Genomic DNA, 22,694 nt, shown 5'->3' on the forward strand with positions numbered 1-22,694 from the left:
CACCAGGTGTGAGCCGGGGTGGCCGAGGTGGCCGCGCTCCCGTTAAGGTCCGACAATGGCGAGAGAAGTCGGCACCGGCGGGCGCGGCCGCGCGGCGGTCCGGTGATGACGGTCTACGACACCACCGGGCGCACCTACGCGACGACCCGGCGGCCGGATCCCCGCATCGCCGCCCCGATCGCGCGGGCGCTCGATGGCATGGACTCGATCGTGAACATCGGTGCGGGCACCGGGTCCTATGAGCCGAGCGGGACTGTCCTGGCGGTGGAACCGAGCCGGGTGATGATCGACCAGCGGCCGGCGGGCGCCGCGCAGGCCGTGCGGGCGAGCGCCGAACATCTGCCGATCCGGACCGGCGCGGTCGATGCCGCCTTGGCGGTACTCACCGTCCATCACTGGCGCGACCTCGAGCGCGGCATCGCCGAGATGCTCCGAATTTCCCGGCGCCGCATCGTGATTCTCACCTGGGATCATGCGGTGTTCCGGAACTTCTGGCTGGTACGAGACTATTTGCCCGCCGCGGCCGACACCGACGCCCGGCTCGCGGTGCCGCTGGCCCGTCTGACGGATCGGCTGGAAAACGCTGAGATACAGCCGATCCCGGTGCCACACGACTGCCTCGACGGTTTCGGCGGTGCCTATTGGCGGCGCCCTGGCGCCTACCTGGACGAAACCGTGCGGGCGGGCATGTCCATGCTCGCGCTCACACCGAAACCCCGGTTACGCGAAGGACTGTCGCGGCTACGGCAAGACCTCGCCGACGGCACCTGGGCCACCCGCTACGCCGACCTCCAGACCCGCACCCACCTGGACCTCGGCTACCGCCTCATCACCGCGAACCACCCGCCGACCACCTGAGAGCGCACCAGCGCGCCGCGCAGCCGGGCTCCCCCGACCGACGACCTGGTGCTGTCTAGACGAGGCGCACGCTCGTCGCACCCACGACCCGCCGATGCGCTCGACGTCCGCGTCGTCGCAACCACAACCGCTGCGCGCTTGACGTCCGCGACCGCCTGCGTGGCGAGCGCAGGGCGATGGAGGTGCGGCTCGGTGGCAGTTGTGTGGTCACCGTCCGGATCGAGCTCGAGTATCGCGCTGGTTCGATCCGAGTCATTCACACGGGGCGAGGTCGATTTCGGGGTTGTGCTTGGTCAGGTGGTGGTGGGCGATGGTGGTGCCGATGCGGGTGAGGAGGCGGGCGGTGAGGGCGGGGTTGTGGGCGGTGTCGGCTTCGGTGTAGTCGGCGAGGGTGTAGACGTGGGTGAAACCGGCTCGGCGCCAGCGGGTTCGGGGGAGGTCACTGCGGCCGGCCACCACGATGACCGGAGTCGCACCCGCGCGGTGTGCGATCGCGGCGGGGAGCTTGCCGCGTTCGGTTTGCGCGTCGATGCTGCCTTCGCCGGTGACGATCAGGTCGGCGCGGCGGCGGTGCCGGTCGAAATCCAGGAGGTCGAGGAAATATTCGGCGCCGGAGATCGGCTGGGCGCCGAGCAGCATGGCGGCGAAGCCGATCCCGCCCGCGCTCCCGGCGCCCGGTGACGTGGCGAGGGCAGCCGCTTGGGGAAAACCGTTGCGGGACAACACCTGCACCAGGCGGCGCAGGCCTTGGTCGAGCAGGCGAACCTGCGCCGGGCTCGCGCCCTTCTGCGGGCCGTAGACGTAGGCCGCGCCGTCGGGGCCGGCGAGTGGGTTGGTGACGTCGCAGGCGAGCACCAGCTCGACCGCGGGCAGGCGCACCGCGGCCGACACGTCGACACCGGCGATGTCCAGCAGCGCACGGCCTTTCGGCGTGAGCACCCGCCCCGCCGCGTCGATGAACCGGAATCCCATGGCGGTCAACAACCCCATGCCCCCGTCGGTACCGGCGCTGCCGCCGAGCGCCAGCACGATGCGCCGCGGTGCGTACCGTAACGCGTGCCGAAGCGCCTGGCCCAGGCCGAGACTCGACGAGTCGAGCGGGCTGAGCCTGCCGCCGGGCAGGGTGGCGAGCCCGCAGGTGTTCGCGACCTCGACCACGGCGGTGTCGCCGCGCAGTGCGATCAGGTTCCGCCGCGGCATGCCGGTCGCCCCGGCGACGGTGCCGGGCAGCGCCGCGAAACCGGCGGCGATCGCGGCCTCGACGCTGCCGTCGCCGCCGTCGGCGAGCGGCAGTCGGTGGCACGCTACGCCGGCACCGGTGAGGCCCGCGGCGAGACAGTCGGCCACCTCGGCGGCGGATAGGCTGCCTTTGAACTTGTCCGGGGCGACCAGCACTGTCATCCCTGCCACACCTTGATCAGCGCGGCCGCCGAGATGACCGTGGTCACGCCGCCGATCCGGGTCGAGATCTGCGCGAACGGCATGAGATTCATCCGGTTCGAGGCGGAGAGGATGGCCACGTCACCGGTTCCGCCGAGGCCGCTGTGGCACACGGTGACCAGCGCGGCGTCGATCGCATACATCGCGATCGCCCGGCCGACGAAGTAGCCGGTGCCTGCCATCGAGAGCACCACGGCGACGCACGCGACCACGTACCCCACCGACAGCACGCCGATGATGCTCTGCAACGGCAGATACAGCAGACCGAGCCCGATCATCGTGGGATAGATGAAGTGTCTCGCGATGACGGTGTATACGCCGCGCACACTGTCCTCGACCACGGGCGGGAAGATGCCGAATACCTTGCACAGCACCGACATGATGATCACCAGCACCGGCGCGGGCAGGTGCACCACGTGCTCTAGCAGCGTGGCCAGCACGAACATGCCACAGATGAGCAGCACGCCGAGGGCGTGATTGCGCGCGGGCGCGGCCGGGTCGCGCGGTGCCGACGCGGCGGTGGTGGCCGGTTCGGTATCGGCCTCGGGCACCTTGACCAGCTGGCCACCGCCGTCGAGGTGCGGGCGGCGATCGCCGAGCCTGCGCAGCATGCCGGCGGTGATGACCGCCGCGATATTGCCGATGATCGCCGCCGGGATCAGCTCGGCGACGAAGTCGGCCTGATGACCGCCGAGCGCCGAGGCGTACGCCGAGGACAGCGGGATGACGCCCTCGCCGATGCCGCCGCCGATGATCGGCACGACGATGTAGAACAGCGCCCGATGGAAGCTGTGCCCGAACGCCATGGCGACCGCGATGCCCACCGAGATCGCCACCACGGTGCCGAGCAGCAACGGCGGGAAGATGCGAATCAGCCCGCCGATCATCACCTTCCGGCTCATCCCGAGGATGCTGCCGACCACCAGGGTGCAGATGACGAAGTAGAGGAAGTTCGCCTGCTTCATCAAGGCGCTCGCGGCGGCAAGGGTATTGTCGTCGAAAGCGCCGAGGTACACCAGGATCGAGGGCACCATCAGGCAGATCAGCGCGCCGCCACCGATTTTCGAGATGACCGGCAGCCGGTTGCCGAGCGGGCCGAGCAGCATGCCCAGCCCGACGATCACCGCCAGCCCGCCGATCATGTTCTCGGGGACGGCGTCGAAGTAGCCCGCGGTGAGCACGCCCGCGGTCAGGACGACCGGAACGATCAGCGGAATGCCGTCCAGGGCCGGCGCGGGGAACGAGCGTGGCCGGGCATCGAGCTTCATGACCGCCTCGCCCCGGTCATCGATGTCGCGGCGTCGAGCTGCGCGCACACCAGGGCGCCGAAAGCCTCGGTGGTCGCCGAGCCGCCCATATCGGGTGTCATCAGGGACTTGTCCTGGACCAGCGCGGCTTCGACGGCGGCGAGCACCGCGGCGGCGGCCTGTTCCTCGCCGAGGTGTTCCAGCATCATCGCGCCGCTCCAGATCTGGCCGATCGGATTGGCGATGCCGAGGCCCGCGATATCGGGCGCCGAGCCGTGCACCGGCTCGAACAGGCTCGGAAAACGCCGCTCGGGGTTGATGTTTCCGCTCGGTGCGATGCCGATGGTGCCGGTGCAGGCGGGCCCGAGATCGGAGAGAATATCGCCGAAGAGGTTGCTCGCCACCACCACGTCGAACCAATCCGGATGCAGGACGAAATTGGCCGTCAGAATATCGATGTGGTACTTGTCCACCGCCACCTCCGGATAATTGGTGGCCATGTTCGCGACGCGTTCGTCCCAATAGGGCATGGAGATGGAAATACCGTTGCTCTTGGTGGCCGAGGTGAGATGCCGTTTCGGCCTGCGCTGCGCCAACTCGAAGGCGTACTTCAGGATTCGGTCGACGCCGGTTCTGGTCATCACGGTTTCCTGCAGCACCGTTTCCCGGTCGGTGCCCTCGAAGATCTTGCCGCCGACGCTCGAGTATTCGCCCTCGGTGTTCTCCCTGACCACGTAGAAGTCGACGTCACCGGGCTGCCTGCCGGCCAGCGGGCTGCTGATGCCAGGCAGCAGCCGGACCGGCCGCAGGCTCACGTACTGGTCGAAATGGCGGCGGAACTGCAGCAGGCTGCCCCACAGCGAGATGTGGTCGGGCACCACCTCGGGCCAGCCGACCGCGCCGAAGAACAGCGCGTCGAAGCCGGACAGCTCGTCGAACCAGCCGTCCGGCAGCATTTTCCCGGTCGCCGTGTAGTAGTCCGCGCTCGCGAAGTCGTACTCGGTGATATCCAGGGTGAAGTCGAATGCGGCCGCCGCGGCGCGGAGAACTCGAATTCCCTCCGGTACGACTTCCTTGCCGATGCCGTCGCCTGGAATGACAGCAATTCGGTGCGTGGCACCCATCGTCGCGTGCTCCGATCTTCTTGGTAACGAGATGTTCTCAACGGTAGGCTCGGATATTCCGCGGCAAAAGCACGGAACGTGCAAGAGACTTTTTCCCGGCAGGAAAAGAAGAGGAGGTCGCCGTGTACGGTGGGTCCACCGACGACGTGACGTTCTTCGATATCGTCGCGCGGTCGCGCAGCCTGACCGAGGCGGCCAGGGAGTTCGGCATCTCGGTGTCGTCGGTGAGCAAGCGGCTCGCGCAGATGGAGGCCCGGCTCGGGGTGGTGCTGGTGCAGCGCAGTACGCGCAGGCTGACGCTGACCCCCGAGGGGGAGCGTTACGCGGCGGGCGCCGCGGTGATCGCCGCCCAGTTGGAGGAGTTGGAAGACTCGATCGCCGAACAGCAGCACGACCTGCGGGGCCGGGTGCACCTGCGGTCGACGATCGGCCTCGGCCGGGCCCACATCGCGCCGCTGGTCGCCGATTTCGTCGAGCGGCATCCGGCGGTGCAGGTGGATCTGGAACTGTCCGCGCTGCCGCTCAACACCGCGGGCACCGGCTACGACATCGCGATTCGCGTTGGCACGCTACAGGATTCGCGGCTGACCGCGACCAGGCTGTGGGTCAATCGCCGGGTGGTGTGCGCGGCGCCGGAGTACGTGCGCAGACACGGTATGCCCGCCACGGTGCAGGATTTGGCACAGCACAACTGCATCATCCTGCGCGAGAACGAATCCGACTACGCGCTGTGGCGGTTCGAGCGCGCGGGAAAGGAACTCGCGGTGCGGGTGGCGGGAAACCTGATCAGCAACGACGGCGACGTGATCACCCACTGGTGCCTGGAGGGGCGCGGCCTGGTCATGCGGTCACGCTGGCACGTCGACCCGCTCCTACGCGCAGGCGCCCTGCTCCAGGTGCTCCCCGAACTGCAGACCCCACCCGCGGACATCTACGCGGTGTACGCGGCCACCGCGCCCCTGCCGCGCCGAACCCGGGCGCTGATCGACCACCTGAAGGCAGGCTCGGCCGCCGCATCACCGCCGCGGCGAGCTGAGCGGCCGAGGCCGGCGCGAGACCCTGTCACACAGGAGCTTTCAGGCGTAGAGCGCGACGAACTTGTCCAGGGAGCGCTCGATGTCGCCCTTGACCGCGCGGGCCACGCCCGCGCCGATGGGGCCGAACAGTGGTCGTCCGCCGAGTTCGATGTCGACGGTTACCTCCGAGCCGGTGCCCTTGGGGGCGACCAGCAGTTCGAGGCCGAGCTTGGTGCCGCCCTTGCCCGCGCCCGTGAGCTGCAACCTGCGCGGCGGCTCGGCCGCCTTGACGGTCCAGGTCACCCGATTGCGCAGCCCCTTGACCGAGGCCACGCCGACCAGCTGGGTGCCGACGGTGAGCTGGTCGGGCACCTCGCTGCGCCACGCCTCGTGCATCGTCAGCCACTTGTCGAGGTCGGCCAGGTTGGACGTGTGCGACCACGCTTCTTCCGGCGAGATCGGCACATCGACGGACACCTTCAGCTTTGCCATGCCGGCATAGTATCCGGTACCAGCAGTCTGGGTTACCTATGCATGCCGCGCGGGGGCGTGCAAGGGCGGGCGCGTGGGGGTCGCGCATAGCGGGGATGCCTGCGTCGGCGAGCCGCGCATCGGACCGCGCGGTTGCGTGCGGGCGCGCCGTGCCGGACCGCGCGGGTGCCTAAGGGCAGATCTTGTGCGCTCGAGGGGCGATCGTCCGGGTGCGCTGGGGCGGGGTCGCGTGGGGCGCATGACAGCGGTGTCCGTGTCGTCGGGGTGGGCATTGGCGCGTGGGTGCGTCGGTGGTGGATGCCCTGGAGTGTCTCGGGGGCGAGGTGGTCGCGTGAGTGGGTGCGGGTGCCGTCAGTGGGCGACTTCCGGGCAACTGGGGACGGTTATTGATCAGACCGACCGGTCCCGAACGTGTTCGAATCAAACTGGACGTACCAGCTAACTTTTGGGCAAAAGCAAACCGGATGTTCCTGTTGTGGGCCCGTTTCCAGCTGTCGGCTAGGTAGGCGTGGTTGACAGGATGTGTGAGATGTGCGGCTGCACGAAGAGATCCGATGATGTGTCCTTTATCGACACCGGCGAAACGGCCCTGGTCACTGCGTGGCTAGCGGCCGTGATCGCCAGGGGCGCAGCATTATTGCGCATTTGTGTGCGGTAGTCACCTTTTGTCTGCAAACGCAATCATGTGAGTGGATTGGGCGAGAGTTGGTTGCATTGCTGCTAATGTCGGGGCCGTCGGGTTCTGGTAACCGTTCGGGCACAATCCGTTCGGTGGGCGATCGACCGTGGCATCGCCTGCCCCGCGGGCACTGTGAGGCACGAGCAGGACGGCCTCGGAGTGTGCGCAGGGTCTCCGGTCCTCCGACGTAGACCCAGATCCGACCAGGGATGTGCATGGTCGGCGTCGCGAGGAAGGCGAGACGAAGCACGATGACGGAGAGTCGATTCCTCGGCGCCAATCGACGACGAAAGAACTGATGAATCAAGATATCGCCGTGGTGCTTGCATGGATCCTCGCCGCCGCTCTGCTGGTTGCGATAGCGGTGGCGCTGTACGCATTCCAGTATGCGAAACAACAGCGAGCCAGAGCCGAAGCACTCAGCAGAGAGCAGCGAGCCGTAGACGAGACCGTCGAGCGGTTCGCCACGAACACGATGCCCGCGGTCACCGAGGCGATCAGACGGTTCGACACCCAGCCGCCCACCGTGGAGGTGCCGCCCGGCCTGGAGAACTCCCGGCTGGCCCAGGTGCTGCGCTGGATCGCCGAGCGGTACGCCGACGATCTGAGCCTGCTCCGGTCCGAGACCAGGGAGCAGGCCAATCACGAGGCGCAGCAGGCGATCGGGGCCGCCGAGGGCAAGGTCCGCGAGGAGGTCTCCGCCGCGGCGCGGCAGGCCACCAGTGCCGCCGTGCGCTCGTTCGGCACCTCCGTGGTGAGCCTGGGCGCCGACGTGAGCCAGGTGGTGAGCTCGGCGCTGCGTGAGCACCGCAACGACGAGGTCTACGAGACGCTCACCCGGATCGACCACACCGTGCAGCAGATGATCCGGCAGGCGCAGTCCTACGTGATCGTCTGTGGCGGTCTGCCCGGTCGGCGCTGGCCCGCCCAGTCGCTCACCGACGTGGTCGGCGGTGCCATCGGCCGCGTCCGCGACTACCTACGGGTGCGCCCCGGTCAGCTCGACCGAGTCGTCATCAGCCGCGCGGTGGAACCGCTCGTGCACACCCTGGCGACGCTGCTCGACAACGCGCTGCGCTACTCTCCGCCAACGTCTTTCGTGGATGTCAGTTTCCAGGAAGGCCATCACGGCGTCACCGTGATCATCGACGATGCCGGCGTCCGGATGAACGCCGAACAGATGGAGGAGGCCAGGCAGGTGCTCGCGCACGAGCGCTCGGTCGACATCCATCAGCTCGGCCCCTCGCCCAAGGTGGGCTTCCCCGGTATCGCCGCGCTCGCGCGCCGCTACGGCTTCACCGTCTACATCGACGGCCCGAATGTCTTCGGCGGCATGCGCGCGATGGTCTACATCCCGGAGGCGCTGCTGATGACGCAACAGCCTGGTCAAGACGCGGCACCCGCGCACGAGCAGCCGGTGGCGGAGGTCGCGCCGCAGCCCGTCGCGGTGTCAGCGGCCAGTGAGCCGCACCGTGAAGAGCCCAGCGAGAGTGAGCAATTCGCCGTGCACGAGATCACCAGCGGCGGTCTACCGAAGCGCCGCCGCCGCACCGTCGCCTTAGCTCCCGTCGGCCCGCGTACCGAGCCGGGACTGGCCCGCCCCGATGTCGCCGCCGCCTGGCACACGGGCTCCCAGAGCGGCCGTGCCGCCGCCACCGATCACTCCGAGCACACCGAAGGGATGACATCCTGATGGCCACCCCCGTGACCGACAGCAGCAACAAGCTCGGCTGGCTACTCGACGATCTGAACGTTCCCGGCGTCAGATTCTCGGTCCTGCTGTCCGAGGACGGTCTGCGGATCGCGCACTCGCCGGGTATCGAGCGCGACGAGGCCGAGCGGTTCTCCGCGGCGGCCTCGGGCCTGCGTTCGCTGGGCAAGGCGCTCGGGGAGTTCTGCGGCGACACGAACAACGGTGTGCGCCAGAACATGACCGAATACGACCAGGGCATGATCCTGATCACCGCGGCGGGCGAGGGCGCGCTGCTCGGTGTCGCGACCACCACCGAGATCGACGTGGCGCTCATCGCGCACCGGATGAACGAGCTGGCCGGCCGGGTCGGGCGCGAGCTGGGCAGCCAGCCCCGCAGGCGTGTCGATGGTGGCGAATTGCCATGACACCACGGTCCCGGCGTGATCCCGACCTGGTTCGGGCGTACGTGCGCACCGGGGGACGCACCCGTCCCACCCGCGAGCTGGACCTCGTCACATTGGTCCGTGCGGCCAAGAACCCGGCACCGGGTGCCACACCCGATACGCGCCGGGTCATGAATCTCTGCAGCCGCCGGGGTGCGCTGTCGATCGCCGAGATCGCCGCGTACCTCGACCTGCCGCCGTCCGTCGTGAAGATCGTCGCGGCCGATCTCATGGACAGCGGCCATCTGGTGTCACCTACCCCGGCCGAACACCTGCCGGAGATCGCTCTGCTGGAGGAAGTACTCAATGGGCTCCGTGCTCTCGCCGTCTGATCGTCCAGTCGACTATGTGCCGGAGACCGTTACTCGTTCCGTAAAACTGTTGGTGGCAGGCAATTTCGGTGTCGGTAAGACCACCTTTGTGAGCAGCGTCTCGGAGATCAAGCCGCTGCGCACGGAGGAGACGATCACCGAGGCCAGCGTCGGCGTCGACGACATGGCAGGTCTGTCCGGTAAATCGCAGACGACCGTCGCGATGGACTTCGGGCGTATCACGCTCAGTCCGAAACTGGCGCTCTACCTGTTCGGCACGCCGGGCCAGCAGCGGTTCGTGCCGCTGTGGGAGGAGTTGGCCCGCGGTGCGCTCGGCGCGCTGGTGCTGGTCGACACCCGCCGCATCGAGAAGTCCGACGAGGTGCTCTCGGTGCTCGAGGAGCGCGGCGTGCCGTATTCGGTGGCGGTCAACCAATTCGAAGGGGCCAGGAACTATCCACTCAGCGAGGTTCGTGACGCGCTGGACCTGGCACCCGACACCCCACTCACGTCCTTGGACGCGCGTGACAGAGGTACCTGCCTGCGCTCGCTGATCACGCTCGTCGAATTCCTGTTCCAGCGTCTGGAGTCACGTCTTTGATCACCCCCCCGTCCTGCCCTGTCCAGCACGGATCCCCGATCACCACCGAAGGCCCCAGGGTTTCCCTATATTCCGAGGAGTTCGCCGCAGACCCGCATCTGGCCTACCGTGAGATGCGCCGCCAATACGGTTCGCTCGTGCCGGTCAACCTCGCACCGGACGTCCCGGCCACGCTGGTGATCGGTTATCACACCGCTTTACGAATCCTCAACGACCCGGACCACTTTCCGGCCGATCCGCGCACCTGGCAGAAGAACGTGCCGGGCGAGTGCCCGATCCTGCCGATGCTGGAGTGGCGGCCGAACGCCTTACGCAGCGCGGGTCTGGAGCATCTGCGCTACCGCCAGGCCAACGTGGTCGCCGTGGCCGAGGTCGACCTGCATTCGCTGCACGCCACCGTCGAGCAGATCGCCATTCCGCTGATCAACGCCTTCTGCCAGGACGGCGCCGCGGATCTGATCAGCCAGTACGCCTTTCCGCTCACCTTCGCGGTGCTCAACGCCGCGCTCGGCTGTCCGCCGGACATCGGCCAGCAGGTCGCGACCGGGATGGCCGCGATCTTCGAGGGCGTCAACGCCGACAAGGGCAACGCGATGCTCACCGACGCGCTGTTCGACCTGGTCACCCTGAAGCGTAAAGAGCCGGGCGACGACATCACCTCGCGCTTGCTCGCCCACCCGGCCAAGCTCGACGACGTGGAGATGATCCACCAGCTGGTCACGCTGTACGGCGCGGGCATCGAGCCGCAGCAGAACCTGATCATCAACACGCTGCTGCTGATGCTCACCGACGACCGCTTCGCGGGAAACGTTCTGGGCGGCAGCCTTTCGACTCGCGACGCGCTGGACGAGGTGTTGTTCACCGATCCGCCGATGGCGAACTACTGCGTGTCCTACCCCAAGCAGCCGATCCTGATCGACGGCGTGTGGCTGCCCGCCCATCAGCCAGTCGTGATCAGCATGGCGGGCTGCAACAACGACCCCACCATCAGCGTGGGGGAGTACGTGGACAATCGGTCGCACCTGGCGTGGGGCGTCGGACCGCACTCGTGCCCGGCCCGATCGATGGCACTGCTGATCGTGCAGGACGCCATCGATCAACTGCTCGATGCGCTCCCCGAACTCGGCCTTGCCGTGGCAGTCGACGAATTGTCTTGGCGGCCAGGACCTTTCCATCGCGCGCTGGTCTCCCTCCCCGTAGTGTTTCCTAAGTCACCACCGTTGAACGTGTTTTAAGGAGACCGCGATGGACACTTCGCCCCTGGTTCTGGATCCGGCGGGAACCGATATCCAAGGCGAAGCAGCCCGCCTGCGCGCGCGTGGACCGGCGACCCTGATCGAGCTGCCCGGCGGTGTGCGGGCGTGGTCGGTGACCGACGCCGACCTGCTGAAGCGACTGCTCGTCGATCCGAAAGTGTCCAAGGATGCCAGGCAGCACTGGCCCGCCTTCGCCAAAGGCGAAGTGCCGCAGGACTGGCCGCTGTTCCTCTGGGTGGCGGTGAACAACATGTTCACCGCCTACGGCGCCGACCACCGGCGGCTGCGCAAGCTGGTCGCCCCGGCGTTCACCCATCGCCGCACCGAGGCGATGCGACCGCGGATCGACCGGATCGCCGAGCGGCTGCTCGACGAGCTCGCGGCATTACCCGCGGGCGAAATAGTGGATTTGCGTGAGCGTTTCGCCTACCCGGTGCCGATCGAGGTGATCTCCGAGCTGATGGGCGTGCCGGAGTCGCTGAACGCGGGGCTGCGCACCTGTGTGGACGGGATCTTCGACACCTCGCTCTCCCCGGAGGAGTCGCAGGCCAACTACATGGAGATGTATCGCATCCTCGCGGAGCTGGTGGCCTTCCGGCGCGGCGAGCCGGGCGAGGACATGACCAGCCTGCTCATCTCGCACCGCGACGAGGACGACGGTTCCCAGCTCACCGAGCAGGAGCTCATCGACACGCTGCTGCTCGTCATCAGCGCGGGGCACGAGACCACGGTCAATCTGCTCGATCAGGCGATCTTCGCCTTGCTCACCCGGCCCGAGCAGCGCGCCGCGGTGGTCGAGGGCAAGGTCGGCTGGGCGGAGATGATCGAGGAGGCGCTGCGCTTCGAGGCGCCGGTGGCGCACCTGCCGCTGCGGTTCGCGGTCGAGGACATCGACATCGAGGGCGTCGTGATCGCCAAGGGCGAGCCGATCCTGGCCTGCTACGCGGCGGCCAATCGGGATCCCAAGGTGCACGGCGAGACCGCCGACGAGTTCGACGTGACCCGGGCGAGCAAGGACCACATGGCCTTCGGGCACGGGGTGCATCACTGCCTCGGCGCGCCGCTGGCGCGGCTGGAGGCGGCGATCGCGCTGCCCGCTCTCTTCGCGCGGTTCCCGGATATGCGACTGGCGGCGGATCCGGCGGAGCTCGGCGCCGTGGCGAGTTTCATCTCCAACGGGCACGGTAGGTTGCCGGTGGTGCTGCGGCCGGAATAGGCGGGGCACGCACGTCCGGCTGCGTCGCTTCGCGGTTTCTCAGGTTGGCGGCGCATGCTGGACCAGCGTGAATCACCTGGAGTTGCCGTTTCTCGTGCTGTTCGGCACGATCCTTGCCCAGCCGCTCGGGCGGCGGCTGGGCGTGGCGCCGGCCGTCCTGATGACGGTGTTCGGCTGTGTGCTCGCGCTGCTGCCCTCGGTGCCCGAGGTCCGGGTGGCGCCGGATCTCATTCTGCCGCTGCTGCTTCCGCCACTGCTGTACGCCGCGGCCCGGCGCACCTCCTGGCGCAGCTTCGCCCAGAACTGGACCGCGATCGCGTTGCAGGCGGTCGGCCTGGTGGTGGTCACCGCGGCGGTGGTGGCGGTGACGGTGCACCTGTGGCATCCCGCGGTGCCGCTGGCCGCGGCGCTCGTGCTCGGCGCGCTCGTCGCGCCGCCGGACCCGGTGGCGGTCGGCGCGTTGGCCGGTCGGCTCGGGCTGCCGCGACGGCTGGTGTCGGTGCTCGAGGGGGAGGGGCTGTTCAACGACGTCACGGCGATCGTGCTGTACGGGATCGCGGTGCAGGCGGTGCTCAGCGGCGAGTTCTCCGCGTGGTCGGCGGTGCTGGAGTTCGTGATGTCGGCGGTGGTGGGCGTCGCGGTCGGGCTGGTGTTCGGCTGGGGCGGCAGCAGGCTGATGCCGCGGCTCGTCGAGGCGCCGTGGCAGGTCGCGCTCGGACTGGCGCTGCCCTACGCGGCGTATCGGCTCGCCGCCGCCTGGGAAGGATCGGCGGTGCTCGCGGTGCTGGTGTGCGCGCTGTATCTGACCGACGCCGCCTCCGACTTCGGCGACAGCGATTACCGGCTGGTCGGTGACTCGTTCTGGGCGATCATCGACATGCTGGTCAGCGGGATCGCGTTCGGGTTGATCGGGCTGGAGTTGGCCACCGTGCTACGCGCGGCCGGACCGGACTGGCCGCGTTATCTCGGGATCTCGGCCGCGGTGATCGGCGTGGTCGTCGGGATGCGGCTGGTCTGGCTGCTGGCCACCTGGGCACTGTGTGGGCGGTGGTGGCGGCGTCGCGAGGCCGACGAGCCTTACACGTGGCGCGAGACCGTCGTCACCTGGTGGGCCGGGCAGCGCGGCGTCGCCACCGTCGCGCTGGCGCTGGCGGTGCCGCTGACGACAGACTCGGGTGCGCCGTTCCCGTGGCGCGGCGGCATCTTGTTCACCGCGTTCGCGCTGGTGTTGTTCACCCTGCTGCTGCAGGGTCCGACGTTGTCACTTGTGGTGCGCGCCACCGGGGTTCGGGTCGATATCGATGCCGAACGAGACATGGAGCGCAAGCTGTGGGCGCGCATCCTGCGCGCCGAACTGACCCGCCTGCAACAGGTCGCGCTGACCGAGCGGCTACCGGACGACGTCTACGACCGCCTGCATGTCGGCATCGAAAGGCGGCTCGCCCGAGCCGATCCCGAAGCCGCGGCCGACGCCGGGCCGCCGACCGAACACAGTGCCGCGCTCACCCGCGCGCTGCACCGGATCGATCAGGAAATTCTGGCAGCGGGCCGCGCGGAGGCCATGGCGGCGCGCCGCGAACCCGGCGTCCCACCCGATCTCGTCGATCGCGTGATGCGCCGACTGGACCTGCGCTCGCCATAGCCGTGGGCATTCTTCCGGCAACGCGACATGGCCAGGCCGCGCGTAGCTCCCCGGGCCGCCCGCCCGCAGCTGCTACCGTCCGAAATCGTGACTACGGACCCTGCGGAAACTAGTCGATCCCCGCGCAACCTCGGGTTGCGCTTGTGGCTGCTGCCGGTGGCGGTGCTCGCCGTGTTCATGGCGCTGCTCGGCACTATGTACCTCGACTATGTCGTCGATCCGGAAGAGAACCTGCACGATTTCCCCATCGCGCTGGTCAATCAGGATGTCGGGGACACCGTTGGCGCGCCGGGACAGCAGCGGCAGGTCAACTTCGGCGAGCAGGTGGTCGACGGCCTGCGGCAGGCGGTGCCAGCGGACAAGATCGACCTGCAGGTGCTCGGCGTCAACGAGGCCTCGCAGCGGATGCAGAACAACAAGGTCTACGGCACCATCCTGATTCCGAGCGATTTCAGCAAACGGCTGGGCATCTTCGGTGTCGGCAGTGTGGTCCCCGGCGACATCCAACGGCCGCTCATCACGTTGCAGACCAATCCGCGCAGCGGCGCGTTCGTCACCTCGATCGTCACCCAGATCGGCGACCAGGCGCTGATCCAGGTGAACAAGCAGGTCGGCGCCGAGCTCACCGCGCAGGTACAGGCTCAGTTGGCGCCGCCGCCGGGCGGGCCGCCCGCGCCCGAACTGAGCGGGGCGACCAGGGTGGCCCTCGCTGAGCCGCTGCGGATCGCCGTCGAGCCGTTCCATCCGCTGCCCGAGCACACCGGTCAGGGCCTCACCGCGTTCTTCTACGCGCTGCTGCTCCTGCTGGCCGGTCTGGTCGGGTCGATGACCATCCACACGATGATCGACGCCCAACTGGGTTTCGTGCCTACCGAATACGGGCCGTGGTATGTGCATTTCCCGCCGACGCCCATCTCCCGGTTCCACACCCTGCTGATCAAATGGGGCGTGCTGGTGGTGACCGCGAACGTCGTGGCGGGGGTCTTCCTGCTCGTCGCGAAGCTGCTCGGCATGCCGATCGATCATCCGCTCGGGCTGTTCCTGTTCAGCGCGTTCGCGATCATCGCGGTCGGGGTCACCGGCCTGTCGGTGCTCGCCGCCGTCGGGTCGGCCGGGCTGCTCATCAACCTGATCCTGTTCATCATCCTGGGATTGCCGTCCTCCGGCGGCACGGTGCCGATCGAGGCCACGCCGAAGTACCTCGGCTGGCTCGCCTCGTTCGAGCCGATGCATCAGGTGTTCCTCGGCGTGCGCGCGATCCTGTACTTCGATGCCAGCGGCCCGGCCGGGTTGACCCGTGGGGTGTGGATGGCGGTGTTCGGTCTGGTCATCGGGCTGGTGCTCGGTGCGGTGGTCACCCGGTTCTACGACCACAAGGGCTTGCGCCGCACCGGAATCGGCCGCGCGGGAGTGGAATCGCGATAATCCCTGCGCCACAGTGGAATCGGCCGACCTGACCGCGAGCGTCCGGTTCGGCGCGTATTCGTCACGTGCCGGGGCACAACCGGCGCGGCGCCGGATCGTTCGCCAGCCGTGCGTCGACGCAGCCGCCGGGCAGGCCGTCGTGGGGCGTGCTGCCGAAATTGGCGGTGACGGTCAGCAGACCGTCGCCGAAGGTGCTGCGCTGCACCAGATGATCGGCGGTGCGCCACTGGAAATCGGTCATCGGCGCGGTGCCCGCCGCCTCGTGCAGGGGCGCGAAGAACTGTTGCAGGCGGGCGATCTCGGCGCCGTGGCGGTCGAGCTGGTCGCGGTCGAGCGCGAAGTTCAGCGGGGTGTTGTTCAGGATCGCGGTGAGCGCGCGCATGGTCTGCTGTTGCGGCAGTTTGTAATAGGGGAGCTCCCAGCGATCCAGGTTGACGATCGAATCGTGCAGGACCGTCTCATAGAGCGGCACCCGGTACACCGGGTCGAACATGGCCTTGGCCGCGGCGGCGGGCAACTCGGCGGGCTGGAAGAAGATCTTCGGTGCGCGCTCCGGCGCCCATCCGCCCCAGGACTGCTTGTCGCGCTGGGCTTCCCAGAGCAGATCGGAGACCGGTGTCTGCGAGCCGTGGCTGAAGGCGGGCAGCGTGCTCGCCCACGCGCCGACGGACTCCGACCCGAGTACCTGCGCGTGCCGCTCGACGAGCGCGCGCATGCGGGCGAGCCGGTTGGCGCGATCCTGCTGCTTGTTCATCGGGTGGTCCGGGCTGTAGTCGTCGAAGAACTGACCCGCGGCGTCGACGTCGAGGAAGTAGGTGTTCGCGCCGTTGGCCGTCATCGTCGCGTAGCGGTCGTCGAGCAGCTCGGGACGCTGCGCCAGTACCTCGGTGCTGAGATAGCAGCCGCGGCCGCCGAATCCGGTCTCCGGGGCACCGGTCGCGTCGTGCACGCAGCCGGCCGGCCACAGACCTGGCCAGCTGGAGCCGGGGTTGTCGGCGGTGGCGGGGTCTTGCGCGTTGTCGTACGAGTCATACGGTCCCGCAAGGTAACCGGCGGCCTTCGCCGCGTCGACGGCGGCGCGGGTCATCGGGTCGGGACCGGCGTCGTAGCCGAGCCACATGCGGGTGAGACCGAGCTCGCGCATCGCGCGGATCGCCTCCGGGGTGCGGCCGTCGCCCCACAGATAGGCGTGAAATGCGCCGAGCAGCTTGCCGATCGACGGCACCTGGGCGATCTTGTCGGCGAGGGAACGGAATTCGCCGTGCCGGACGAGCCAGGCACGGTAGTCCCTGGCCGAGGCCACGGGCGAGGAATCGGTCAGTGCGAACGTGACCGTGTACTCGCGGGTGTCCGCCCTGGCCGCGAAGTCGTGTTCGGCGGTGGTGCTGAGCTTTTCCGCGGTGGAATGCACGGTGACTGTGCTGCCGATATCGGTGGGCACGAGGTAGCTGACGCCGTGCGCGCCGAGCTGGTAGCCCCAGAACGGCATGGTCAAGCTTTCGGTGAGGTCCAGTGGCTGGTCGATCAGGGCGGCGTCGGGGGAGTTCCAGAACGGATCGCCGACCGGCAGCGACAGGCCCTCGCCACGGGGGAGCTGTAACGCCGTTGCCGCGGGGTCGGTGCCGGTCACCGGCCAGGCCAGGCGCTGGTCGCGGTCGCTGCGCAGGGTGACGCGCAGGCGACCGGCGTCGGTGTCCGCGGTGACCGTCAAACCTTTGTCCGGGTAGGTCCAGCTCGCCCGTTCCCGGGTGACCTCGATGGGCCCGGCCGCGCCGAGTTCGGTGGCCGCCGGGGCGGAGAGGGCGAGGGGCGTGTCGTCGCCGGGCTGTGCGGTGATCGCCAGCGACGCGGTATCGATGTCGGCCCGGCCACCGCCGATCGGCACCAGGACGTGGCTGCCGCGCACCTCCGGGCGTGCGGTGCTGCCGCGGTCGCAGGCGGTTCCGCTCAATACCAAGATCAACAACACGATGCCGCCCGCCGCGATCCCGCGGTGGGTGCGTTCGATGCTCCGAGGTCTCATGCCCGGCACCCTGCCGCGGCCCGATGAGAGTTCGATGAGACCCGCGCCGGGTCCGCGGCCAGGGCAGACGCGGTCCGTATCATCCGGAAGATGCGCGTATTGGTGGTCGACGACGAGGACTCGGTCCGCGAGGCCCTGGTGCGCGCGATGGGCAGCGAAGGCTACGAGACCCGTGCCGCGACCGACGGCGCGGCCGCGCTCGCCGAGATCCAGCGGTGGCAGCCCGAGGTCGTGCTGCTGGACGTACTCATGCCGTTCATGGACGGGCTCACCGCGTGCAGGCAGCTGCGGGCGCGCGGGGACCGCACGCCCATCCTGATGCTCACCGCGCGCGACGCGGTGGCCGACCGGGTGGACGGGCTCGACGCGGGCGCCGACGACTACCTGGTGAAGCCTTTCGACCTCGATGAACTGCTCGCCAGGGTGCGTGCCCTGGTCCGGCGCACCTACCCCGAGGACGGCGCGGTGCTCTCGTGCGCGGACCTCGTCATGGACACCACCGCGCACACGGTCCGGCGCGGCGCTCGTCTGGTCGAGCTCAGCCGCACCGAATTCGCGCTGCTCGAGGTGCTGTTGCGCAACAGCGGCCAGGCGCTGCCGCGCGAAACGCTCATCGAGCGGGTGTGGGGCACCGAACTGGGCCCGACGTCGAATTCGCTCGAGGTCTACATCCGCTACCTGCGGCGCAAACTCGACTCCGCCGCCGAGCCGCGGCTGATCCACACGGTACGCGGGATCGGCTACCGATTGGCGCCACCGTGAGGCTGCCGGGATCGTTGCGCGCGCGGGTCGCGCTGTTCTGTGTCGCGGCCATCGCGGTGGCGCTCGCGGGGATGGGGGTGGCCGCCTACGTCGTTGTCGCCCATGAACTCGACAGCTCGCTCGATCTCGGATTGCGCAGGGAGGCAACGCGGATCGTGCGGACCGTCGGCGTGGACGCCGACGTGGCCACGGCTTCGGGGCCGTGCCGGTATCTGACCGCGCCGAGCTGTGTCCAGGTGGTGGCCGCCGACGGTCGGATCGAGTCCGAGCACGATCCCGGACTGTCGCTGCCGGTCGACCGCGCGACCGAGGAGGTCGCGGCGGGCACCAGGGCCGCCTTCTTCAGTGATGTCCAGCTCGGCGGTTACCCGCTCCGGATGTACACCGCCCCATTGCGTTCCGGCTCCGCGGTGCAGATCGCGCGCCGTGCCGATCCGGTGGACACCAGCCTGCGTCGCGTCGGCTACGCACTGCTCGCCGCGGCGGGGATCGGCACGGCGCTTGCCCTCGGCGCGGGGTTGGTTGTCGCGCGGCGCGCGGTCGGTCCGGTCTCCGCGCTCACCGCGGCGGCCGAGCACATCGCGACCACCCGAGACCCGCGTCAGCACATCACCGTCACCGGACCTACCGAACTTCGAAGTCTGGCGGGCAGTTTCAACGCCATGCTCGATGAACTCGATCAAGCGCTGTGTGCCGAACGCGAGGCCCGCGCGGCGCAGCATCGGTTGATCGCCGACGCCTCACATGAGCTGCGCACGCCGTTGACGGCGTTGCGCACGAACATCGAACTGCTCGGTCGGGCGTCGCGGATGTCCGCCGAACAACTCGACGACACCGCGGCCGCCCTGCGCGCTCAGTCGGCGGAGTTGTCCGGCCTGGTCACGGATCTGATCGAGCTGGCCCGCGCGGACGACCCGGCGGCGATCGCGGAGCCGTTCGAGGATCTGCGCTTGGACACCTTGGTTGCGGAGTGCCTGCGGGCGGCCGAACGGCACTGGCCCACCATCACATTCATCAGCGACCTGCGCCCGACCGTGGTGCACGGCGTACCCGGCAGGCTGGCCAGGGCGATCACCAATCTGCTCGACAACGCGGCGAAATTCAGCGCGCCGCAAGGTATCGTCCGGGTGGAGTTGCGCGATGCCGAGCTGACGGTGCGCGACCACGGTCCCGGTATCGCGCTCGACGATCTGCCGCATATCTTCGACCGGTTCTACCGCGCCACCAACGGCCGCGGCAAAACCGGTCACGGGCTCGGGCTGGCCATCGTCAAACAGGTGGCGGATCTGCACGGCGCCACGGTGCGCGCGCAGTCGGCGAGCGAGGGCGGGGCGATCTTCCGGCTCAGCTTCCCCCGCGCCGACTGACGAGGTTTATCGGCTCGCCGGGCGTCGTGGGGGCTGCGAGAATCAGCGGATGCCGGTTGATCAAACACTGCTGCTCGCCTTCGTGGCGACCACCTTCGTCGCGATGATCACGCCGGGGCCGGACATGCTCTTCGTGCTCGGGTGCGGGATGCGCGGTGGGCCACGGGCCGGGCTGTACGCCACCGCCGGGGTGGCCACGAGCGAGGCGATCCACGTCGCGGTCGCCGCTGCCGGCCTTGCGGCGCTGTTCGCCGCGGTGCCCGCCGCGTTCACTGTCGTACGGGTACTCGGTGCCGCCTACCTGATCTACCTTGGCGTGCAAGCGATCCGGAACCGGGGGAGCCTGCCTGCCGACGAGCGCGGGGTCGGTGTCTCCGCGCGCAAGGCATACGTGTCCGGGCTGCTGACCAACCTGCTCAACCCGAAGATGGTGACGTTCACGATCGCGTTCCTGCCGCTGTTCATCGATCCCTCGCTCGGCCGGATCTGGCTGCAGTTCGTGATTCTCGGCGCGATCATGATCGCGCTCGAGTTCCTGGTGGACGGTACGGTCGGGGTGTTGGCGGGTCGGATCGGCGGCTGGCTGCGGCGGCGGCATGCCGCGCGGCGGCGCATCGAGGTGGCCACCGGCGGCATCTTCATCGGGCTCGGCGTGCGACTCGCGGTGCAGCACTAGGGCTCACACCTGTGGGGGAGACAGGGCTCGCACTGCGGGGTGAGGCGCGTGGCCGCCGGCGGCGCTTACCGTCGAAGGCATGACGCAGTTGCAGAAAGAGGGGCGGTCGAAGGCGATCGTGCTCGGGGGTGGCATCGCCGGATTGCTCACGGCGCGAGTGCTCGCCGCGCACTACGCGCAGGTGCTCGTGCTCGACCGGGATGCCGAGCCGGGGCTGGAAATTCGGCGCGGCGGGGTGCCGCAGACTTTCCATCTGCACCAGATGCTGCCGCGCGGTGAACAGGTGCTGGAGCGGCTGCTGCCCGGATTTCTCGATGATGTGTTGCGGCTCGGCGCCTTTCCGTTGGCCGAGGCGGCGCTGACCTGGACCAACAGATACGGCACGATGACGATGCCCAGCCCGGAGAAGGGCGCCTTCTACAGCAGAGGGCTGGTGGAGCAGGCGATTCGCGAGCGGGTGGGCTCGATCGATCACGTGCGGTTCGGCTACGAACACCGGGTGGTCGAGCTTTGCGCCGCCGCGGACGGAACGCGGATCATCGGGGTGCGCTGCCAGTCCGGGGGCGAGCCGGTAACGCTGAGCGCGGATCTCGTCGTCGACGCGAGCGGGCGGTCCTCGAAACTGCCGCAGTGGCTTTCGCAGCTCGGATATCAGGCGCCGCCGCAGGAGACGGTCACCTCCGGGATCGGCTACAGCACACGCTATTACCGGGTGCCGCGAGACCGGGGCGCCGTACCGGCGCTGCTGGTCATCGAGAACGATTATCGCGCGGGCAATCCCGCCGGGGGCGTGCTGAAGCGGATCGAAGGCGAGGTGTGGAGCGCGTGTCTGTCCGGGATCGGCGGGCAGTACCCACCCGTCGACGCCGCGGGTTTCGACGCCGGTCTCACCGAGCTGATCAACCCGGCCATGGCCGAAGTGCTGAGCGGCGCAGAGCCGTTGACCACGCCGCGCGGATTCCGGATCCCGGTCTGCGTCCGGCGGCACTACGAGCAGATGGCGCGCTGGCCCGCCGGACTGCTGGTGCTCGGCGACGCGATGTGCACGGTCGACCCCATCTATGGGCAGGGCATGACCGTCGCGGCGATCCAGGCCGAGGCGATCGCGGAGTACCTGGCCGAGGAACACGGGCCGGGTGGTGAACTCGAGCTGTTGCGGCGGTTGCAACAGGTGTCCTACCCGGCCTGGTGGCTCAGTGCGCTCGAAGATCTGCGGTGGCCCGGTGTGGAGCATCGTGGCGGGCCGGAGTTCGCGCGAGTGTCACTGTTGCACAAGTATTTCGATGTGGCGCTGGAACGGATGACCCAGCAGTTCTCGGGTGCGGGCAATCGGTTCGACCCGACCTTCCTGACGTTCTTCGCCATGACCGGGTTGATCGCGGCACCGGCCGATGTCGTGAACGAGACCATGCTGAAGGCGCTGCTGAACGGCGCGGACACCGAGGCAGAGCGGTTGCTGCGGGCCGAGATCGCCGCGCACGGCGACGAGATCGGCGCCGTGCTGGCCGAAGCGGTGGAGTTCACAGTATAGGAGCTGTGCCGGTCCGGCGCTCGCCTGAAGGCGAGCGCCGCACCGGACTCACAGGGCGCGCAGTGCGCGGTGGCCGATCCGGGGATCGGCCAACGGGCGCAACGCTATTCGCATCAAAGCGAGCGCGTTGTCGTCGCCGGCGATGCGGTTCGTCTTCAGCGCACCACAGTGCAGGCACTGATGTACGAGCAGCCATTCGCCGTCGTCGCGGGTGCACATGCTGACCGCGGCCATACGGCCGCGGCAGCTTGCCGCCCGGTCGCCGGGGACGCGCCGGTCCAAGTGGCGACTGGTCAGGCAGTGCGGGCAGTGGTTGCGGTGCGCGGTGCCGGGGGCTGTGACGGACACGTCCATCCGGCAGCCGACGCAGCGGAACGACCCACCGGATTCGCCGGCGCGGCCGTGCAGGACGTGCTTGGTCCGCTGCGGCCTGCGGACCGCCGGTTTGCGTCGTGGCATGGCGCACCCCCTACAGATCGCCGAAAACTTCGAGCGGGAACGGAGGTTCGGCGAGCGGTCGCACTGCCATCCGCATCAGGATGAGCTGGTTGTCGTCGCCGCACACGGGATGCAGCGCCAGTTCCTGACAGCGGGTGCAGCGGTGTACCACGGCCCATTCGCCGGTGCGCAACACGGCGATCGACAGCGGAGCCATTCGGGCTCGGCAGTCGGACGTGCCACCCTCGATCTGATCGTGGGTGTGCCGGGAACTCAGGCAGCTGGGGCAGTGGTTGCGCCAGCTGTTGTCCGGCGCGAGCGTCGCCACGACGAGGCCGCAGCGCACGCAGGTGAAGGTGTCGGTCCGTAGCGATGCGCTCGGTCCGGTGGGTCGAGAGGTGTTGTCGGACACCCGGATTACTCCTCGGCTGTGGGTTGGTGCGGTAACAGCGGG

20 protein-coding genes and 1 pseudogene are annotated in these 22,694 nt (G+C 68.7%); 14 read left to right on the forward strand and 7 right to left on the reverse strand.

The features are described from left to right. The first annotated feature begins 18 nt into the window (after positions 1 to 18). A complete protein-coding gene (locus F5X71_RS15035) occupies positions 19 to 858 on the forward strand; it encodes a class I SAM-dependent methyltransferase (RefSeq protein WP_238815904.1) in 840 nt (279 codons plus the stop codon). A gap of 252 nt (positions 859 to 1,110) precedes the next feature. Here F5X71_RS15035 and F5X71_RS15040 read toward each other — a convergent pair whose 3' ends face one another. From F5X71_RS15040 to F5X71_RS15050, 3 genes are read right to left on the reverse strand one after another with little or no spacing between them, the layout of a single operon-like run. After that, complete coding sequence (locus F5X71_RS15040) at positions 1,111 to 2,259, reverse strand: glycerate kinase (protein WP_167462519.1); 1,149 nt, start codon at positions 2,257 to 2,259, stop codon at positions 1,111 to 1,113. Beyond that, the gene (locus F5X71_RS15045; RefSeq protein WP_167462520.1) at positions 2,256 to 3,566 is read right to left on the reverse strand and encodes a 2-hydroxycarboxylate transporter family protein; all 1,311 of its coding nucleotides are present in this window, start codon (positions 3,564 to 3,566) and stop codon (positions 2,256 to 2,258) included. Before F5X71_RS15045 ends, F5X71_RS15040 begins: the two co-directional genes overlap by 4 nt. Beyond that, entirely contained in the window at positions 3,563 to 4,669 is a 1,107-nt protein-coding gene (locus F5X71_RS15050; RefSeq protein ID WP_167462521.1) for a tartrate dehydrogenase, read from the reverse strand. Before F5X71_RS15050 ends, F5X71_RS15045 begins: the two co-directional genes overlap by 4 nt. A gap of 146 nt (positions 4,670 to 4,815) precedes the next feature. Between F5X71_RS15050 and F5X71_RS15055 the strand changes: the two are divergent. Further along, positions 4,816 to 5,610, forward strand: a pseudogene (locus F5X71_RS15055) (LysR family transcriptional regulator); the annotation flags it as partial. A gap of 135 nt (positions 5,611 to 5,745) precedes the next feature. Here F5X71_RS15055 and F5X71_RS15060 read toward each other — a convergent pair. Beyond that, positions 5,746 to 6,177, reverse strand: coding sequence for a type II toxin-antitoxin system Rv0910 family toxin (locus F5X71_RS15060; protein ID WP_167466482.1), 432 nt, complete (start codon positions 6,175 to 6,177; stop codon positions 5,746 to 5,748). A 995-nt stretch (positions 6,178 to 7,172) separates the two neighbouring features. Between F5X71_RS15060 and F5X71_RS15065 the strand changes: the two genes are divergently transcribed. The 8 genes from F5X71_RS15065 (at position 7,173) to F5X71_RS15100 (ending at position 15,443) form a co-directional block, all read left to right on the forward strand. Beyond that, on the forward strand, positions 7,173 to 8,549 hold the full coding sequence (locus F5X71_RS15065) for a sensor histidine kinase (RefSeq protein ID WP_342803771.1): 1,377 nt from the start codon (positions 7,173 to 7,175) through the stop codon (positions 8,547 to 8,549). Further along, positions 8,549 to 8,974, forward strand: a complete 426-nt coding sequence (locus F5X71_RS15070) for a roadblock/LC7 domain-containing protein (RefSeq protein ID WP_167462523.1) — start codon at positions 8,549 to 8,551, stop codon at positions 8,972 to 8,974. The genes F5X71_RS15065 and F5X71_RS15070 overlap by 1 nt, the downstream gene beginning before the upstream one ends. Further along, entirely contained in the window at positions 8,971 to 9,324 is a 354-nt protein-coding gene (locus tag F5X71_RS15075; protein WP_167462524.1) for a DUF742 domain-containing protein, read from the forward strand. The genes F5X71_RS15070 and F5X71_RS15075 overlap by 4 nt, the downstream gene beginning before the upstream one ends. Further along, on the forward strand, positions 9,299 to 9,904 hold the full coding sequence (locus F5X71_RS15080; protein ID WP_167462525.1) for a GTP-binding protein: 606 nt from the start codon (positions 9,299 to 9,301) through the stop codon (positions 9,902 to 9,904). The genes F5X71_RS15075 and F5X71_RS15080 overlap by 26 nt, the downstream gene beginning before the upstream one ends. Further along, positions 9,901 to 11,139, forward strand: a complete 1,239-nt coding sequence (locus tag F5X71_RS15085; protein WP_167462526.1) for a cytochrome P450 — start codon at positions 9,901 to 9,903, stop codon at positions 11,137 to 11,139. The genes F5X71_RS15080 and F5X71_RS15085 overlap by 4 nt, the downstream gene beginning before the upstream one ends. Positions 11,140 to 11,149: 10 nt before the next feature. After that, entirely contained in the window at positions 11,150 to 12,376 is a 1,227-nt protein-coding gene (locus F5X71_RS15090) for a cytochrome P450 family protein (RefSeq protein ID WP_167462527.1), read from the forward strand. Between the two features lie 67 nt (positions 12,377 to 12,443). Next, a complete protein-coding gene (locus F5X71_RS15095; RefSeq protein WP_167462528.1) occupies positions 12,444 to 14,018 on the forward strand; it encodes a Na+/H+ antiporter in 1,575 nt (524 codons plus the stop codon). Positions 14,019 to 14,102: 84 nt separating this feature from the next. Further along, on the forward strand, positions 14,103 to 15,443 hold the full coding sequence (locus tag F5X71_RS15100; RefSeq protein ID WP_428981492.1) for an ABC transporter permease: 1,341 nt from the start codon (positions 14,103 to 14,105) through the stop codon (positions 15,441 to 15,443). Between the two features lie 61 nt (positions 15,444 to 15,504). Here F5X71_RS15100 and F5X71_RS15105 read toward each other — a convergent pair whose 3' ends face one another. Then, entirely contained in the window at positions 15,505 to 17,466 is a 1,962-nt protein-coding gene (locus tag F5X71_RS15105; RefSeq protein WP_167462529.1) for a glycoside hydrolase, read from the reverse strand. Between the two features lie 90 nt (positions 17,467 to 17,556). Here F5X71_RS15105 and F5X71_RS15110 point away from each other — a divergent pair, with 90 nt between their 5' ends. The 4 genes from F5X71_RS15110 (at position 17,557) to F5X71_RS15125 (ending at position 21,802) form a co-directional block, all read left to right on the forward strand. After that, positions 17,557 to 18,228, forward strand: a complete 672-nt coding sequence (locus F5X71_RS15110; RefSeq protein ID WP_167462530.1) for a response regulator transcription factor — start codon at positions 17,557 to 17,559, stop codon at positions 18,226 to 18,228. After that, a complete protein-coding gene (locus tag F5X71_RS15115) occupies positions 18,225 to 19,595 on the forward strand; it encodes a HAMP domain-containing sensor histidine kinase (protein WP_174817073.1) in 1,371 nt (456 codons plus the stop codon). Before F5X71_RS15110 ends, F5X71_RS15115 begins: the two co-directional genes overlap by 4 nt. Before the next feature lie 49 nt (positions 19,596 to 19,644). After that, positions 19,645 to 20,271 carry a LysE family translocator gene (locus F5X71_RS15120; RefSeq protein ID WP_167462531.1) on the forward strand — a complete coding sequence of 209 codons (627 nt, stop codon included), beginning with the start codon at positions 19,645 to 19,647 and terminating at the stop codon, positions 20,269 to 20,271. Between the two features lie 79 nt (positions 20,272 to 20,350). Continuing rightward, positions 20,351 to 21,802, forward strand: coding sequence for an NAD(P)/FAD-dependent oxidoreductase (locus tag F5X71_RS15125; protein ID WP_167462532.1), 1,452 nt, complete (start codon positions 20,351 to 20,353; stop codon positions 21,800 to 21,802). 48 nt (positions 21,803 to 21,850) lie between these two features. Here the strand turns inward: F5X71_RS15125 and F5X71_RS15130 are convergent, their stop codons facing one another. Together F5X71_RS15130 and F5X71_RS15135 are read right to left on the reverse strand one after the other, a co-directional pair. Next, positions 21,851 to 22,261, reverse strand: a complete 411-nt coding sequence (locus tag F5X71_RS15130; RefSeq protein WP_167462533.1) for an RNHCP domain-containing protein — start codon at positions 22,259 to 22,261, stop codon at positions 21,851 to 21,853. 10 nt (positions 22,262 to 22,271) lie between these two features. Then, positions 22,272 to 22,652, reverse strand: coding sequence for an RNHCP domain-containing protein (locus F5X71_RS15135; RefSeq protein WP_167462534.1), 381 nt, complete (start codon positions 22,650 to 22,652; stop codon positions 22,272 to 22,274). Between the last annotated feature and the right edge of the window lie 42 nt (positions 22,653 to 22,694).

Source organism: Nocardia brasiliensis, assembly GCF_011801125.1.
Taxonomy (GTDB): Bacteria; Actinomycetota; Actinomycetes; order Mycobacteriales; family Mycobacteriaceae; genus Nocardia; species Nocardia brasiliensis_C.

Coding starts and splice junctions, on each gene's coding strand:
- F5X71_RS15080 (WP_167462525.1), top strand. CDS start 9,299: ATGGGCTCCGTGCTCTCGCCGTCTGATCGTCCAGTCGACTATGTGCCG.
- F5X71_RS15105 (WP_167462529.1), bottom strand. CDS start 17,466: ATGAGACCTCGGAGCATCGAACGCACCCACCGCGGGATCGCGGCGGGC.
- F5X71_RS15060 (WP_167466482.1), bottom strand. CDS start 6,177: ATGGCAAAGCTGAAGGTGTCCGTCGATGTGCCGATCTCGCCGGAAGAA.
- F5X71_RS15125 (WP_167462532.1), top strand. CDS start 20,351: ATGACGCAGTTGCAGAAAGAGGGGCGGTCGAAGGCGATCGTGCTCGGG.
- F5X71_RS15050 (WP_167462521.1), bottom strand. CDS start 4,669: ATGGGTGCCACGCACCGAATTGCTGTCATTCCAGGCGACGGCATCGGC.
- F5X71_RS15120 (WP_167462531.1), top strand. CDS start 19,645: ATGCCGGTTGATCAAACACTGCTGCTCGCCTTCGTGGCGACCACCTTC.
- F5X71_RS15090 (WP_167462527.1), top strand. CDS start 11,150: ATGGACACTTCGCCCCTGGTTCTGGATCCGGCGGGAACCGATATCCAA.
- F5X71_RS15070 (WP_167462523.1), top strand. CDS start 8,549: ATGGCCACCCCCGTGACCGACAGCAGCAACAAGCTCGGCTGGCTACTC.
- F5X71_RS15075 (WP_167462524.1), top strand. CDS start 8,971: ATGACACCACGGTCCCGGCGTGATCCCGACCTGGTTCGGGCGTACGTG.
- F5X71_RS15130 (WP_167462533.1), bottom strand. CDS start 22,261: ATGCCACGACGCAAACCGGCGGTCCGCAGGCCGCAGCGGACCAAGCAC.
- F5X71_RS15045 (WP_167462520.1), bottom strand. CDS start 3,566: ATGAAGCTCGATGCCCGGCCACGCTCGTTCCCCGCGCCGGCCCTGGAC.
- F5X71_RS15040 (WP_167462519.1), bottom strand. CDS start 2,259: ATGACAGTGCTGGTCGCCCCGGACAAGTTCAAAGGCAGCCTATCCGCC.
- F5X71_RS15110 (WP_167462530.1), top strand. CDS start 17,557: ATGCGCGTATTGGTGGTCGACGACGAGGACTCGGTCCGCGAGGCCCTG.